General features: G+C 55.2%; 11 protein-coding genes. 9 read left to right on the top strand and 2 right to left on the bottom strand.

All coding sequences use genetic code 11. The annotated features are described in order from the left end of the window. Positions 1-8: 8 nt before the first annotated feature. Entirely contained in the window at positions 9-3,056 is a 3,048-nt protein-coding gene (gene fdnG, locus ACMVME_RS01085; RefSeq protein WP_139108116.1) for a formate dehydrogenase-N subunit alpha, read from the bottom strand. A 221-nt stretch (positions 3,057-3,277) separates the two neighbouring features. On the opposite strand from fdnG, the gene yddG reads away from it, so the two are divergent. The 3 genes from yddG to ACMVME_RS01070 all read left to right on the top strand — a co-directional run bounded on the left by yddG (position 3,278) and on the right by ACMVME_RS01070 (position 6,398). Continuing rightward, complete coding sequence (gene yddG, locus ACMVME_RS01080) at positions 3,278-4,156, top strand: aromatic amino acid DMT transporter YddG (protein ID WP_014170222.1); 879 nt, start codon at positions 3,278-3,280, stop codon at positions 4,154-4,156. 630 nt (positions 4,157-4,786) lie between these two features. Next, positions 4,787-5,860, top strand: a complete 1,074-nt coding sequence (gene ompD, locus ACMVME_RS01075) for a porin OmpD (protein WP_020884056.1) — start codon at positions 4,787-4,789, stop codon at positions 5,858-5,860. Positions 5,861-5,939: 79 nt separating this feature from the next. Continuing rightward, entirely contained in the window at positions 5,940-6,398 is a 459-nt protein-coding gene (locus tag ACMVME_RS01070) for a GFA family protein (protein ID WP_020884055.1), read from the top strand. Positions 6,399-6,436: 38 nt separating this feature from the next. Here ACMVME_RS01070 and ACMVME_RS01065 read toward each other — a convergent pair whose 3' ends face one another. Beyond that, positions 6,437-7,924, bottom strand: coding sequence for an MFS transporter (locus ACMVME_RS01065; RefSeq protein ID WP_032680951.1), 1,488 nt, complete (start codon positions 7,922-7,924; stop codon positions 6,437-6,439). A 116-nt stretch (positions 7,925-8,040) separates the two neighbouring features. Between ACMVME_RS01065 and ACMVME_RS01060 the strand changes: the two genes are divergently transcribed. The 6 genes from ACMVME_RS01060 to narI all read left to right on the top strand — a co-directional run bounded on the left by ACMVME_RS01060 (position 8,041) and on the right by narI (position 16,928). Further along, complete coding sequence (locus ACMVME_RS01060) at positions 8,041-8,616, top strand: TetR family transcriptional regulator (protein ID WP_020884053.1); 576 nt, start codon at positions 8,041-8,043, stop codon at positions 8,614-8,616. A 206-nt stretch (positions 8,617-8,822) separates the two neighbouring features. Continuing rightward, complete coding sequence (locus ACMVME_RS01055; protein WP_068794662.1) at positions 8,823-10,208, top strand: NarK family nitrate/nitrite MFS transporter; 1,386 nt, start codon at positions 8,823-8,825, stop codon at positions 10,206-10,208. 66 nt (positions 10,209-10,274) lie between these two features. After that, entirely contained in the window at positions 10,275-14,015 is a 3,741-nt protein-coding gene (locus tag ACMVME_RS01050) for a nitrate reductase subunit alpha (RefSeq protein ID WP_032680948.1), read from the top strand. After that, entirely contained in the window at positions 14,012-15,556 is a 1,545-nt protein-coding gene (gene narH / locus ACMVME_RS01045) for a nitrate reductase subunit beta (protein WP_032680947.1), read from the top strand. Before ACMVME_RS01050 ends, narH begins: the two co-directional genes overlap by 4 nt. Continuing rightward, positions 15,556-16,251 carry a nitrate reductase molybdenum cofactor assembly chaperone gene (gene narW, locus ACMVME_RS01040; RefSeq protein ID WP_020884049.1) on the top strand — a complete coding sequence of 232 codons (696 nt, stop codon included), beginning with the start codon at positions 15,556-15,558 and terminating at the stop codon, positions 16,249-16,251. Before narH ends, narW begins: the two co-directional genes overlap by 1 nt. Beyond that, positions 16,248-16,928, top strand: a complete 681-nt coding sequence (gene narI / locus ACMVME_RS01035) for a respiratory nitrate reductase subunit gamma (protein WP_014170231.1) — start codon at positions 16,248-16,250, stop codon at positions 16,926-16,928. Before narW ends, narI begins: the two co-directional genes overlap by 4 nt. Positions 16,929-16,930 lie beyond the last annotated feature (2 nt).

The following is a 16,930-nucleotide window of genomic DNA, read 5'->3' as shown; positions in this document are numbered from 1 at the left end:
GTCGCTCCTTACGCTTTCTCGATGTTGACCAGAAACGCTTTGTACTCCGGCGTTTGCGAGTTGGAATCGCCGACGTTTGGCGTCAGGGTATTGGCGAGGTAGCCTTTTTGCGCCACCCCTTCAAAGCCCCAGTGCAGCGGAATACCGATGGTTTCCACCTGCTGACCATGCACGTTCAGTGCCTGCAGACGACGCGTAACCACCGCAACCGCGCGAATAAAGCCGCGCTTGCTGCTCACCTTCACGCGGTCACCGTTGGCAATACCCTTCGCTTTCGCCAGCGTTTCGCTGATCTCAACAAACTGTTCCGGCTGGGCAATGGCGTTAAGCCGTGCATGCTTGGTCCAGGTATGGAAATGCTCGGTCAGGCGGTAGGTAGTCCCGACATACGGGAACCTGTCCTTCTTGCCTAAACGCAGGACGTCCTCTTCATAGATACGCACCACCGGACTGGATATGACGTTCGGGTGCAGCGGGTTGGTTCCGAGCGGCGTTTCCATTGGCTCGTAGTGTTCCGGGAATGGCCCCTCCGCCAGCTTATCGAGGGCAAACAGACGTCCCAGCCCTTCCGGCTGCATGATAAACGGCCCGGTCTCAGTGCCCGGTGCGGCGGTGCTGAAGTCCGGAATATCGTTACCCGTCCATTTGCTGCCGTTCCATTCGATCAGCATCCGTTTCGGATCCCACGGTTTGCCGTTGATATCCGCAGAAGCACGGTTGTACAGCACGCGACGGTTCAGTGGCCATGCCCACGCCCAGCCCAGCGTATTGCCCAGCCCTGACGGGTCAGCGTTATCGCGGTTCGCCATCTGGTTACCCTGTTCCGTCCAGCAGCCGGTGTAGATCCAGCATGACGACGCGGTCGTGCCGTCATCCCGCAGCAGCGCGAAGCTGTTGAGCAACTGACCTTTCTTCGCCAGCAGCGTGCCGTTCGCGTCATACAGATCCGCCAGCGCAACGCCGTTATTCTCTTTGGCGACCTCTTCTGATTCAGGATGGTCCGGCTGTTTGTAATTCCAGCTCATCCTCAGCAGCGGTTCAGCGCCTTTCCCCCCTTCGGTGCGATACATTTCACGCAGACGATGGTAAATCCCGGCCAGGATTTCGCCGTCATTACGCGCTTCACCTGGTGCATCCTGGCCTTTCCAGTGCCACTGCAGCCAGCGGCCGGAGTTGGCAATCGACCCGTCTTCTTCTGCAAAACAGGTGGATGGCAGGCGGAACACCTCGGTCTGAATCGATGCAGGATCGACGTCGTTCATCTCGCCGTGGTTCTGCCAGAAGTTGGAGGTCTCGGTCACCAGCGGATCGATAACCACCATGTATTTCAGTTTGCTCAGGCTGCGAACGACCTTGTTTTTGTCCGGGAAAGACGCCACCGGGTTAAAGCCCTGGCAGATGTAGCCCGTAACGTTGCCCTTATCCATCATGTTGAAATACTTAATGACGTCGTAGGCCTGGTCCCATTTCGGCAACCACTCGAAGCCCCAGTCGTTTTCCTTCTGCGCGGCATCGCCATAGAACGACTTCATCAGGCTGACGAAGAACTTCGGATAGTTACTCCAGTAGTTCACCTGATCGGCACGCGTCGCTTTTGGCGTGTTGACCGCCAGATAGCTGTGCAAATCAGTCTGCTTTTCAGACGGCAGCGTCAGATAGCCTGACAGGCTGGTCGACAGCAGGCCCAGATCGGTCAAGCCCTGAATGTTGGAGTGTCCGCGCAGGGCGTTCACGCCGCCGCCGGCCATGCCCATGTTTCCGAGCAACAGCTGGATCATTGCCATGGTGCGGATGTTTTGCGCACCGACGGTATGCTGCGTCCAGCCAAGTGCATACAGGAACGTCGTGGTTCTGTCGGCGGCGCTGGTAGAGGCCAGTACATCACACACCTTGAGGAAATCTGCTTTTGGCGTACCGCAGATATTCTCCACGACGTCCGGCGTATAGCGGGAAACATGCTGTTTCAGCAAATTCCATACGCAGCGCGGATGGCTCAGGGTCTCATCGCGTCTGGCGTAGCCGTTTTCATCGAACTGGTAGTTCCAGGACGATTTATCGTACTGCCGTTTTTCCGCGTCATAACCGCTGAACAACCCCTCTTCAAAGGCAAAATCATCCCGTACCAGGAGGCTGGCATTGGTGTAATGCTTAACGTATTCAGCGTTAATTTTATTGTTTTCAATCAGGTACAGCAGAACGCCCGAGAGGAACGTAATGTCCGTACCGGAGCGAATAGGCGCATAGATATCCGCCACCGATGCCGTACGCGTAAAGCGCGGATCGACAACGATCAGCGTCGCATCGTTATTGTTTTTCGCTTCCATCGCCCAGCGGAAACCCACCGGATGGGCTTCAGCGGCATTACCGCCCATCACCATCACGACGTTGGCGTTTTTGATATCAACCCAGTGGTTGGTCATCGCACCGCGACCAAATGTTGGAGCAAGACTTGCTACCGTTGGTCCGTGTCAGACGCGCGCCTGGTTATCTACCGCCAGCATGCCGAGGGAGCGCACAAATTTTTGCGTCAGCATGCCGGTTTCATTACTTGCCGCGGACGCGCACAGCATGCCGGTCGACAGCCAGCGGTTCACCGTAACGCCCTGCGCGTTCTTTTCGATAAAGTTGGCGTCGCGGTCAGCTTTCATCAGTTTTGCGATTCGGGAAAACGCCTCATCCCAGGAGATACGCTGCCATTTGTCAGATCCTGGCGCACGGTATTCCGGATAGCGCAGACGGTTTTCGCTGTGGACATAATCCAGCAGACCCGCCCCTTTCGGACAAAGTGCGCCACGGCTCACCGGATGATCCGGGTCCCCTTCAATATGATAAATCGCTTCTTTGGCGTTCTTCGCGCCATCGCCCAGGCTATACATTAAAAGCCCACAACCTACGGAACAGTATGTGCAGGTGTTACGGATCTCTTTAGCGCGCAGCAGTTTATAGTTGCGTGCCTGAGCCAGCGCCATTTTGGGTGCAAATCCCAGCATTGCGGCTGTTGTTCCGGCCATACCGCCCGCGCAGATTTTAAAAAATTGTCTGCGGCTGACGTCCATTGTTGTCCTCGTTTTCATATAAGACTTCGCGCCGCAAACTAGCAGTAAAGCCCCTGATTTTTTTGCGTCAAATCAAGGTCACTTGTCTTCACCCCCTTAATAGTCACCCCCAGGGAATTTGAATACCTCTTTTTGATTAAAGACTTAAGAGAATAATTCGCGATGGCAGGAGGATTAATGCTATAAATTTTTCCTTTGATTTTTATAGCGGTGGCAGGGTTATGGACAGAAAGAGAGCAACGCTCACGGGACTGGCGGCGATACTGTTGTGGAGCACCATGGTTGGCCTCATTCGTAGCGTCAGTGAGGGGCTGGGACCGGTGGGAGGCGCCGCAATGATATACACCCTCAGCGGATTACTGTGCCTGGTGACGGTAGGATTTCCTGATATCAGACGGTTTTCACCCCGGTATCTTATTGCCGGCAGCGTGCTGTTTGTCAGCTATGAAATTTGCCTCGCCCTGTCGTTAGGCTATGCCGCAACGCGCTCCCAGGCTATCGAAGTGGGAATGGTCAATTATCTCTGGCCAAGCCTGACGATAGTGTTTGCCATTTTATTTAACGGCCAACGGTCCACCCTGTGGGTGATCCCGGGCTTAGCCGTCTCATTGTTGGGCGTCTGTTGGGTATTAGGCGGAGAGCAAGGGCTACATCTTGATGACATCATGCGTAATGTCATCTCAAGCCCGCTCAGCTACGCGCTGGCGTTCGCCGGGGCTTTTATCTGGGCGGCTTACTGCACCGTCACCAGTAAGTTTGCCAACGGGCAAAACGGGATAACGCTTTTCGTGCTGCTCACCGCGCTCAGTCTGTGGGTGAAATATGCGTTCAGCGAACAGCCGCAAATGGTGTTTACTCTCCCGGTGGTCGTAAAGCTCATCATGTGCAGCGTCGCACTAGGGTTTGGCTATGCGGCATGGAATATCGGTATTCTTCATGGCAACGTCACGGTACTCGCAGCGGTATCCTATTTCACGCCTGTACTCTCAGCAGCACTCGCTGCCGTATTGCTGAATTCCCCCCTCTCGTTTTCTTTCTGGCAAGGCGCATTAATGGTTTGTGCCGGGTCATTGTTGTGCTGGTACGCCACGCGAAAATAATATCGCTATCTTCTGCCGGGTCCATAATCGCCCGGCGGGAATTAACATAAATTTAATATGTGATCGCGCGTCAAAATAATGATCGGCGCATTAGAAAAGCCGTTTAGATTCTGTTTATATTACCGCCCTTTCGTAAATCCCCGTCGTCTTTTATTGACATAACTTGACACCGTTACGTTATTAATCCCTTGCGAATATTAACAATGTATATAGCACAAAGTGCAATAGTGTGTTTCTGTGTGTTTCATGTCCAACAACGATTATCCCGTACAATTGAATAGTTAACCCATTGATTTTAAACAACTGGAATTTATATCAAACGAGCAAAAAGACAGAAAATACCGACAATTAACAAAAGAAACTAAAACGGCCGAAAACTATATTGCGGCCAATGGTTTTGTTGAATAATTAATCAAAAAATGCACAAATCCCCACCATCTCATTCCTTACATCCGCAATTTATCCGATCCGGATCACACTAATTGAAATTATTGCTAATATTTTGAAACTTATTATTGAAACCCTACTACAAGATTCTTAAAAATAGCATGCCATTGATGATTAGCCTCGTTTAGAAATCGTTCAAAGTGGCTCAGGAAATACTGAAGAAAATTATAAGGAATATTTAAGATGAAACTTAAATTAGTTGCAGTGGCAGTGACTTCCATGTTGGCAGCAGGCGTTGTAAACGCGGCTGAAGTTTTTAACAAAGACGGTAACAAACTGGATCTGTACGGCAAAGTAACAGGTCTGCACTATTTCTCTGATGACGCTGGCAACGACGGCGACAAAACCTATGTTCGTCTGGGCTTCAAAGGTGAAACTCAGATCAACGACCAGATGACCGGTTACGGCCAGTGGGAATACGAGTTCAAAGGCAACCGCTCTGAATCTCAGGGTTCTGACGGCAACAAAACCCGTCTGGCATTCGCGGGCCTGAAATTCAACGAATTCGGTTCTTTCGACTACGGTCGTAACTACGGTGTTGCTTACGACATCGGCGCATGGACTGACGTTCTGCCAGAATTCGGTGGTGATACCTGGACTCAGACTGATGGCTTTATGACTGGCCGTACGACTGGCGTTGCAACTTACCGTAACACCGACTTCTTCGGTCTGGTTGATGGCCTGAACGTGGCTGCTCAGTACCAGGGTAAAAACGACCGTAACGACATCACCGAAGCGAACGGTGACGGCTGGGGTCTGTCTTCTACTTATGAATTCGAAGGCTTCGGTGTAGGTGCTACCTACGCGAAATCTGACCGTACTGACCGTCAGGTTGCTGCTGCAAGCAATCTGAATGCAGGCGGCGAAAACGCGGAAGTATGGGCTGCGGGTCTGAAGTACGATGCCAACAACATCTACCTGGCAACCACCTACTCTGAAACCCGTAACATGACCAACTTCGGTAGCGGTTTCATCGCTAACAAAGCGCAGAACTTCGAAGTGGTTGCTCAGTACCAGTTCGACTTCGGTCTGCGTCCATCCATTGCTTACCTGAAATCCAAAGGTAAAGACATTGGTACTTACGGCGACCAGGATCTGGTTGAATACGTTGACGTTGGCGCGAGCTACTACTTCAACAAAAACATGTCTACCTACGTTGATTACAAAATCAACCTGGTTGACGACAGCAGCTTCACTAAAGCAGCTGGCGTTTCTACCGACAACATCGTTGCTGTTGGTCTGACCTACCAGTTCTAAGATTTGTTAGTATAAAAAAGCCAGCCTTCGTGGCTGGCTTTTTTTATTCGGTTTGACTGGCGTAATAAAGGAGCACGCCATGCATATTTTCAAAGGACGCTGCCTGTGTGGGATGAGCCAATTCAGCGTTTCCCTCAACAATTTCGACGTCTATGCCTGCCACTGTACCCAGTGCCAGAAATGGTCGGGGGGAATGGCCATGTATCTGGAAGCGCAGGGTCAACCGCTTGTGGAAGAAGAGTCGATAGCCCCTTCTCATTTCACGTCATCTGCGCGCGGCGAACGCTGGTTTTGTCCCGGATGTGGTTGCCCGCTGTGGTTCACGCTGACCGCACGCTCAACGACGCGCTATTTCATTCCCTGGACGCAGCTTGAGATGAGCGAAGACGAACGTCGCCGTCTGATACTTGCCGCTGAAATCTATACTGAAACGCAACCCGCATTCTTTGGCCTGACCGGGCAATACGCGCGCTTTAGCGGCACCGAAATTGAAGCACACGACAAGCGCTGCCTGCTGACTCCCCATGACGCACACTGAGGGTTGCCCGGTAAGCATCGCGCCACCGGGCCTGTTTTTTACTGTTTCGGTACGTTTGCCAGGCTAAACCAAATCCCGACCGCCAGCACCAGTAACATTGCGCCAGCACTGCCTAACGCCACGCTGTGTGACGTGATAAAGGCCGTTTTTGCCGCCGCAATTAACGACTCCGCCAGCCCTGGAGTCAGGCTCTGCGCCACGTTTACCGCTTCGCCAATCGATGACGAGGCCTTATCGGCCAGCGTCGCGCTCAGTCCCTGCGGCAGGACAATTGACGCCGAGAAGCTGCGGGTTAGCAGCAGACCAAAAATGGCAATGCCCAACCCTGCGCCCAGCTCATAGGACATGGTTTCAATCGCCCCTGCGGCAGCCGCTTTCTCTTTTGGCGCAGCCGCCATAATTGCCGAGGTTGAGGCCAGCAGCGCACTGGCGGCACTGAAGCCCAGCAGCACCATCAGACTCCATGCCTGCCAGTGCTGCGTGCTGAAGTCGAGCATCGACAGACCGATAAAGCTGACGGCACTCAGCCCCATTCCGCCTGCCGCCACCAGCCGCAGCCCCAGACGACCGACCAGCACACCGGCAATCGGCCCGCTAAACCCGCTGGCAACCATCAGCGGCAGCATAAACATCCCCGCTTCAAATGGCGTAAAGCCATGCACAAACTGCAGCTCCTGGGCCATCAACAGCTCAAACCCCACCAGCGCGATCATGGCGGTCATCGCCATCACGACACCGCTTAAAATAATGCGATGACAGAACAGACGCATGTCGATCATCGGCACGCGGGCGCGAAGCTGGATCCGCACAAAGATCATCAGCATCACCGCTCCGGTGAGCAGCGTCATTGCCACCAGCCACGGAGAAAGCACCCCTTTGAGCGCGGTTTTCGCGCTGTAGACCAGCAGCAATATCGCCACAATCAGCATGACTGCATGGGCAATATTCAGCGGCTGTTCCGGGCGTCCCTGTTGACGAGGCACCAGACGCGCGGCAAGGGAAACAACGATGACCACGATCGGCACGTTGATCAAAAAGACCGATCCCCAGTAAAAATGCTCCAGCAACATACCGCCAATCAACGGACCAAACGCCGCACCGCCTGAACCGACGGCGGCCCAGACCCCAAGCGCGATGTTGCGATCGCGCGCATTAACGAACAACGTGCGGATCCCCGCAAGCGTGGCCGGGATGATCATCGCCGCCCCAATCGCCAGCGAGGCGCGGGCAGCAATCAGCCATCCTGCTGAAGGCGCAAATGCAGCTGCCAGCGATGACAAGCCAAACAGCGTACTGCCAATTATCAACAACCGTTTAAAACCAATGCGGTCACCCAGCGCGCCCATCGGCAGCACCATCCCCGCCATCACCAGCGAGTATATATCGATGATCCACAATAATTCGTTACCGCTGGCACCCAGCGTCATACTCAACGTCGGCGCCGCTACGTGCAGTACCGTCGCGTCGATCGCCACCGGGATATACACCAGCACGATAATGACTAACGCTAACCACTGACGAAACATAAATTTCCTTTTCTTTTAAATCATGGACACATGTCCAGCTTGCGATCCTACGTAAAGTTGAACGAGTGTCCAGCTTTTTGTTACACTTGTTTCAGTCCCATTAAGAGTGAGTGAAAATGCGATATCTGAGCAAGGATGAAAGGCGGGAAGAGATTTTACAGGCCGCTATGCGCGTGGCGCTCTCTGACGGACTTTCCGCAATGACGGTACGGCGAATTGCCGCCGAAGCCGGCGTCGCCACCGGACAGGTCCACCACCATTTCACCTCTGGCGGGGAGCTAAAATCGCTGGCTTTTGTCCGGTTAATCCGTGAACTGCTGGATGCGGATGTGGTCGGCAAGCAGGCCAGCTGGCGACAGCAACTGCATGCCATGCTCGGCAGCGATGATGGCCGGTTTGAGCCCTATATTCGCCTGTGGCGTGAGGCGCAGATCCTGGCAAGCCGGGATACGGACATCAGGGGTGCATATGTACTGACCATGGAGATGTGGCACCAGGAGACCGTCGCCCTTATCAAAGCAGGCACTGATGCGGGAGATTTTACCCCGGGCGATCGGCCAGAAAATATTGCCTGGCGTTTAATTGGTCTGGTGTGTGGCCTGGACGGCATTTATATATTAGATATCCCAGAGATGGACGACGCTGCCTTTAATAACCATCTTGATAAATTAATCTCTCTGGAATTGTGTTAATACTCACTTATGAGTATTAACAGCCCTCACTTACAATTCGTAACACATTAAGCGAACCCTTATTTCCCCTCCCGACTCAGGGATTCGCTTTTTTATCTATCCTTTCAGATGTATCCCAAACCATCCAATAATTCCAGAAACACACTGTCAGACATCCACCTGTTTTTATTCCATTTTTTCTTTTTATGGTTAAGCAAGAGGGCGACATGTCACAACAAAGTGAGAAGAATAATCCTTATCTGCTGAGCAACTGGAAACCCGAAAACACGCAATTCTGGGAGAATAAAGGAAAACATATTGCCCGAAGAAATCTTTTAATTTCTGTGGCTTGCCTGTTATTAGCGTTTTGCGTATGGATGTTATTTAGTGCCATTGCGGTCAATCTGAATAAAGTTGGATTTAATTTTTCCACCGACCAGCTTTTTATGCTAACTGCCTTACCCTCCCTGTCCGGTGCGATATTGCGCGTCCCCTATTCGTTTATGGTTCCTCTCTTTGGTGGACGCTACTGGACGGTGTTAAGCACGGTGATCCTGATTATTCCCTGCGTCTGGTTGGGGATCGCGATTCAGGACACTGCCACTCCCTACTGGATCTTTATCGTCATCGCGCTGCTGTGTGGTTTTGCCGGCGCTAACTTCGCCTCCAGCATGGGCAATATCAGCTTCTTCTTCCCGAAAACGAAACAGGGTAGCGCCCTGGGGATTAACGGCGGGCTGGGGAACCTGGGCGTGAGCGTAATGCAGCTGGTCGCGCCGCTGGTGATCTTCCTGCCCATGTTCACCTTTCTCGGCGTAAACGGCGTGCCGCAGGATGACGGCTCAACGATGTGGCTGGCCAATGCCGCGTGGATTTGGGCGCCCCTTCTCCTGCTGGCCACGATTGCGGCGCTTTTCGGCATGAATGACATCGCGAGCTCTAAGGCCACGATTGCCAGCCAGCTACCGGTGTTAAAACGTTTTCACCTGTGGCTCCTGAGCCTCCTCTACCTGGCAACCTTCGGTTCGTTTATCGGTTTTTCAGCAGGCTTCGCCATGCTGTCGAAAACCCAGTTTCCTGACGTCAATATCCTCCATCTGGCTTTCTTTGGCCCACTGATTGGCGCGCTGGCCCGTTCTGCGGGCGGGATGATCTCAGACAAACTTGGCGGCGTACGCGTCACCCTGATTAACTTCGTCTTTATGGCGCTTTTCAGCGCCCTGCTTTTCCTGACGCTTCCCGGTTCCGGGTCGGGCAGTTTTCTCGCCTTCTATCTGGTCTTTATGGGCCTGTTCCTCACCGCCGGACTGGGCAGCGGATCAACGTTTCAGATGATTGCCATCATTTTCCGCCAAATCACCCTCACCCGCGTGAAGCAACAAGGGGGAAGTGACGAGCAGGCGCAGCATGAAGCAGTGACCGAAACCGCGGCAGCGCTGGGCTTTATCTCCGCCATCGGTGCCGTCGGCGGGTTCTTCATTCCGAAAGCCTTCGGCACGTCGCTGGCCATGACCGGCTCGCCTGTGGGTGCCATGAAAGTTTTCCTCGTGTTTTACATCGTCTGCGTCCTGGTGACCTGGCTGGTTTATGGCCGCAAATCTTCACAACAATAACAATTACACATTCGCCTGAGAGTGGGCAGCCCTCTCCGAAAAGGCTATCGAAGCAGGAGAAATGTCATGAGTAAACTGTTGGATCGCTTTCGCTATTTCAAACAAAAAGGCGACAGCTTCGCCAATGGACACGGGCAGGTGTACAACACCAACCGTGACTGGGAGGACAGCTACCGACAGCGATGGCAGTTCGACAAGATTGTGCGGTCCACCCATGGCGTGAACTGCACGGGCTCCTGTAGCTGGAAAATCTACGTCAAAAACGGCCTGGTTACCTGGGAAACCCAGCAGACCGACTACCCGCGTACCCGCCCCGACCTGCCTAACCACGAGCCGCGCGGCTGCCCGCGTGGTGCAAGTTATTCCTGGTACCTATACAGCGCCAACCGGCTGAAATACCCGCTGGTGCGCCGCACGCTGATCGAACTGTGGCGTGACGCGCTGGCGCAACACAGCGATCCGGTGCTGGCCTGGGATGCCATTCAGAACGATCCGCAGAAGAGCCGGAGCTACAAGCAGGCACGCGGACACGGCGGATTTATCCGCTCCAGCTGGAAAGAGCTGAACCAGCTGATTGCTGCCGCCAACGTCTGGACCATTAAACACTACGGCCCCGATCGCGTGGCCGGTTTTTCACCGATTCCGGCGATGTCGATGGTCTCGTATGCCGCCGGGACGCGTTATCTCTCTCTGCTGGGCGGCACCTGTCTCAGCTTTTATGACTGGTATTGTGATTTGCCGCCCGCCTCGCCCATGACGTGGGGCGAGCAGACCGACGTGCCGGAATCCGCAGACTGGTACAACTCCAGCTATATCATTGCCTGGGGGTCTAACGTTCCGCAGACGCGTACGCCAGATGCCCACTTCTTTACCGAGGTCCGCTACAAAGGCACCAAAACCGTGGCCATCACCCCGGACTTCTCCGAGGTCGCCAAACTGAGCGATCAGTGGCTGGCACCCAAGCAAGGCACCGACAGCGCGCTGGCGATGGCAATGGGTCACGTGATCCTTAAAGAGTTCCATCTCGACAACCCCAGCGAGTACTTCCTCAACTACTGTCGCCGCTACACCGACATGCCGATGCTGGTACTGCTGGACGAACAGGCCGATGGCCGCGTGGTGCCGGGGCGGATGCTGCGGGCCTCTGATCTCACGGATGGGCTGGGAGAAGCCAATAATGCTGAGTGGAAAACCGTCGCCTTTGATATCGCCGGCGATCTGGTGGTGCCGAACGGGTCCATTGGTTTCCGCTGGGGCGAAAAAGGCAAATGGAACCTGGCGCCGCTGGCGGCAGATCATGAAACTGAGCTCACCCTCTCGCTGCTGATTACCCACGACAGCGTGGCAGAGGTGGCATTCCCCTATTTTGGCGGCAATGAAAATCCACACTTCCGTAGCGTCAAGCAGGAGCCGGTCCTGACGCGCCGTGTACCGAGTAAAACGCTGACGCTGGCCGATGGCAGCCAGAAACAGGTGGTCAGCGTCTACGATCTGATTCTCGCTAACTACGGCCTCGATCGTGGTCTGGAAGACAGCAACGCGGCGGGCAGCTATGACCAGATCAAAGCTTACACTCCCGCCTGGGGCGAACAGATCACCGGCGTCCCGGCTTACCTGATAGAGAAAATTGCCCGTGAGTTTGCCGACACGGCGCACAAAACGCACGGCCGGTCGATGATTATCCTCGGTGCCGGGGTGAACCACTGGTACCACATGGACATGAACTACCGTGGGATGATCAACATGCTGGTGTTCTGCGGCTGCGTGGGTCAAAGCGGCGGCGGCTGGTCACACTATGTGGGTCAGGAGAAGTTGCGTCCGCAAACCGGCTGGCTGCCGCTGGCGTTTGCGCTGGACTGGAACCGTCCCCCGCGCCAGATGAACAGTACGTCGTACTTCTACAACCACGCCTGCCAGTGGCGTTATGAGAAGCTGACCGCGCAGGAGTTACTCTCTCCGCTGGCGGACGCGACAAAATTCACCGGTCACCTGATCGATTTTAACGTCCGGGCAGAGCGTATGGGCTGGCTGCCCTCGGCACCGCAGTTAAACCTCAATCCGTTGCACATTAAAGCCAGGGCCGACGCCGCCGGCATGACCCCGCAGGAGTACACCGTGCAGGCATTAAAATCGGGCGATATACGTTTCGCCTGCGAACAGCCTGACAACGGTAAAAACCACCCGCGCAATCTGTTTGTCTGGCGGTCTAACCTGCTTGGTTCTTCGGGGAAAGGTCACGAGTACATGCTCAAATACCTGCTCGGTACCGAAAGCGGCATCCAGGGCGAGGATTTAGGGTCGACGGATGACGTTAAGCCCGAAGAGGTGGAGTGGCAAACTCAGGCCATTGAGGGCAAGCTTGACCTGCTGGTGACGCTCGATTTCCGCATGTCCAGCACCTGCCTGTTCTCCGATATCGTGCTGCCCACTGCGACATGGTATGAAAAAGACGACATGAATACGTCGGATATGCATCCGTTTATTCATCCGCTTTCAGCTGCCGTCGACCCGGCCTGGGAATCCCGCAGCGACTGGGAGATCTACAAAGGTATTGCCAGCGTTTTCTCAGAGGTGTGCATCGGCCATCTTGGCACCGAAACGGACGTGGTACTGCAGCCGCTGCAGCACGACTCCCCGGGGGAACTGTCACAGCCGTTTGATATTCAGGACTGGCGCAAAGGCGAATGCGATCTCATTCCGGGTAAAACGGCGCCGACGATTGCGGTGGTCGAACGGCATTATCCGGAAACCTACGAGCGCTTTACTTCACTCGGCCCGCTGATGGACAAACTCGGCAACGGCGGGAAAGGCATTTCATGGAATACCCAGAGCGAGGTCGATTTCCTTGGCAAGCTGAACTACGTCAAGCTCGATGGCCCGGCAAAAGGACGCCCGCGTATTGAAACGGCGATTGACGCCTCTGAAGTGATTCTCGCCCTCGCCCCTGAAACGAATGGCCAGGTGGCAGTGCGAGCCTGGCAAGCGCTGGGCGAACTGACCGGTCGCGATCACACCCATCTGGCGCTGAACAAAGAAGATGAGAAAATCCGCTTCCGCGATATTCAGGCCCAGCCGCGGAAAATTATCTCCAGCCCCACCTGGTCGGGCCTTGAGAGTGAGCATGTCTCCTATAACGCCGGTTATACCAACGTTCACGAGCTTATTCCCTGGCGCACCCTTTCCGGTCGTCAGCAGCTGTATCAGGACCATCCGTGGATGCGCGCGTTCGGGGAGAGTCTGGTGGCCTATCGCCCACCGATTGATACCCGAAGCGTTAGCCATATGCGCGAAATCCCGCCGAACGGTTTCCCGGAGAAGGCGCTGAACTTCCTGACGCCACACCAGAAATGGGGCATTCACTCGACCTACAGTGAAAACCTGCTGATGCAGACGCTGTCACGCGGGGGGCCTATCGTCTGGATCAGCGAAACCGATGCCAGAGAGTTAGGCATTGAAGACAACGACTGGATCGAAGCCTTCAACGCCAACGGTGCCCTGACCGCCCGGGCAGTGGTGAGCCAGCGCGTCCCGCCGGGCATGACCATGATGTACCACGCGCAGGAACGTATCCTGAATATTCCGGGTTCAGAAGTCACCGGCCGTCGCGGCGGGATCCATAACTCGGTGACGCGCGTCTGTCCCAAACCGACACACATGATTGGCGGCTACGCCCAGCTGGCGTACAGCTTCAACTATTACGGCACCGTCGGCTCTAACCGCGACGAGTTCATCATGATCCGCAAAATGAAAAACATTAACTGGCTGGATGGCGAAGGTCGGGATCAGGTACAGGAGGCGAAAAAATGAAAATACGCTCACAGGTTGGAATGGTGCTGAATCTCGACAAATGCATTGGCTGTCACACCTGCTCGGTCACCTGTAAAAACGTCTGGACCGGGCGTGAAGGTATGGAATATGCGTGGTTCAACAACGTTGAAACCAAACCGGGGATTGGCTACCCGAAAAACTGGGAAGATCAGGAGGAGTGGCAAGGCGGCTGGGTACGCGGGATCACCGGCAAGCTGACACCGCGTCTCGGCGGGCGCGTGGGCGTGCTGTCAAAAATCTTTGCCAACCCGTCCCTGCCCGGCATTGATGATTACTACGAGCCCTTCACGTTTGATTACCAGGATCTGCACCGTGCACCACAAGGCGATCACCTCCCGACGGCCCGCCCGCGGTCGCTGATTAGCGGCAAACGGATGGACAAAATTGTTGGCGGCCCGAACTGGGAAGAACTGCTTGGCGGCGAGTTCGAAAAACGCGCCCGCGACCGCAACTTCGACAAGATCCAGAAGGAGATGTACGGCCAGTTTGAAAACACCTTCATGATGTACCTGCCGCGCCTGTGTGAACACTGCCTGAACCCGAGCTGCGTGGCCACCTGCCCGAGCGGTGCCATCTACAAGCGTGAAGAAGACGGCATTGTGCTGATTGACCAGGACAAATGCCGTGGCTGGCGCATGTGCATCAGCGGTTGCCCGTACAAGAAAATCTACTTCAACTGGAAAAGCGGAAAGTCGGAGAAATGCATCTTCTGCTACCCACGCATTGAGTCTGGCCAGCCAACCGTCTGTTCTGAGACCTGCGTCGGGCGTATTCGCTATCTGGGCGTGCTGCTGTATGACGCGGATCGCATTGAAGAAGCAGCCAGCACCGAACATGAAACCGACCTCTATGAACGCCAGTGTGACGTGTTCCTTGATCCGCATGACCCGGCGGTCATTGAAGAAGCCTTCAAGCAAGGTATTCCGCAGAACGTGATTGACGCCGCCCAGCGTTCCCCGGTTTACAAGATGGCGATGGACTGGAAGCTGGCGCTGCCGCTGCATCCGGAATACCGCACCCTGCCGATGGTCTGGTACGTTCCGCCGCTGTCACCGATCCAGTCTTACGCAGACGCGGGTGGCCTGCCGCTCAACGACGGCGTGTTACCGGCGGTCGAAAGCCTGCGCATACCGGTGCAGTATCTGGCCAACATGCTCAGCGCGGGCGATCCTGGTCCGGTGCTACGCGCCCTCAAACGCATGATGGCCATGCGTCATTACAAACGCTCTCAGACCGTTGAAGGCGTGACCGATACGCGCGCCATCGAAGAAGTGGGCCTTAGCGTCGAGCAGGTCGAAGAGATGTACCGCTATCTGGCGATTGCCAACTACGAAGATCGTTTCGTGATCCCCACCAGCCACCGCGAAATGGCGCGCGACGCCTTCCCGGAACGCAACGGCTGCGGCTTCTCCTTTGGCGACGGGTGCCACGGTTCCGACACCAAATTCAACCTCTTTAACAGCAGCCGCATTGATGCCATCAACATCACCGAAGTGCGCGACCACGGGGAGGGAGAGTGATGCAGATCCTCAAAATCATCGCCCTGCTGATTGAGTATCCCGATGAAACATTATGGGAAAATCGCGAGGAAGCACTTTCCCTGATAGAACAGGATCTCCCTGCGTTACTGCCCTTTGCCCGCCAGCATCTGGATGCCGCGCTGCTGGATAAGCAGGCCGAATGGTGCGAGGTGTTTGAGCGGGGTCGTGCGACCTCGCTGCTGCTGTTTGAGCACGTTCATGCTGAATCCCGCGATCGCGGCCAGGCGATGGTCGACCTGATGAGCCAGTACGAAAAAGCCGGCCTGCAGCTGGACTGTCGCGAGCTGCCGGACTATCTGCCGCTCTACCTGGAGTATCTCAGCCTCGTCACCGACGACGAGGCCCGCGAAGGGCTACAAAACGTTGCGCCGATCCTGGCGCTGATTGGCGGTCGCCTGAAGCAGCGCGGCGTGGCGCATTATCAGCTGTTCGATGCGCTCCTGACGCTCGCAGGCACGCGTCTGACCAGCGACAGCGTGGCGAAACAGGTTTCCACCGAGAAACGGGATGATACCCGCCAGGCGCTGGACGCCGTCTGGGAAGAGGAACAGGTCAAGTTTATCGAGGACAACGCCACATCGTGTGATACCTCACCGATGCAGCAATATCAACGACGCTTTAGCCAGGACGTTGCCCCGCAGTATGTCGACGTCAGTGCGGGAGGCCCAAAATGATCCAGTTTCTGAACGTCTTTTTCTACGATATTTACCCCTACCTGTGCGGCACGGTTTTTCTGGTGGGAAGCTGGCTGCGTTACGACTACGGGCAGTATACCTGGCGCGCCTCCTCCAGCCAGATGCTGGATAAGCGCGGCATGGTGCTGTGGTCAAATCTGTTCCATATCGGGATCCTGGGGATCTTCTTCGGACATCTTTTCGGGATGCTGACGCCGCACTGGGTTTATTCGTGGTTTCTGCCGATGTCGCAGAAACAGCTGATGGCGATGATTCTGGGCGGCGTTTGCGGCGTGCTCACGCTGGTGGGCGGTGCGGGATTATTGATTCGCCGGCTGACGAACCCGCGTATCCGGGCAACCTCCTCCACGGCTGATATCCTGATCCTCTGCATTTTGCTGGTGCAGTGTATTCTTGGGCTCACCACCATTCCGTTCTCCGCGAAATATCCCGACGGCAGCGAGATGCTCAAGCTGGTGGACTGGGCGCAGTCGGTAGTGACCTTCCGCGGTGGCTCGTCCGAACATCTGGCGGGCGTGGCGTTTATCTTCCGTGTCCATCTGGTGCTGGGCATGACCATTTTCCTGATCTTCCCCTTCACCCGACTGGTGCACGTCTGGAGCGCACCGGTGGAGTATTTAACACGCAGGTATCAGGTGGTGAGATCGCGCCGCTGAGT

The organism is Enterobacter cloacae complex sp. 2024EL-00711 (genome assembly GCF_047529885.1).
In the GTDB taxonomy this organism is placed as follows: Bacteria; Pseudomonadota; Gammaproteobacteria; order Enterobacterales; family Enterobacteriaceae; genus Enterobacter; species Enterobacter ludwigii.
This window is presented reverse-complemented; position numbering and strand designations above follow the sequence as displayed.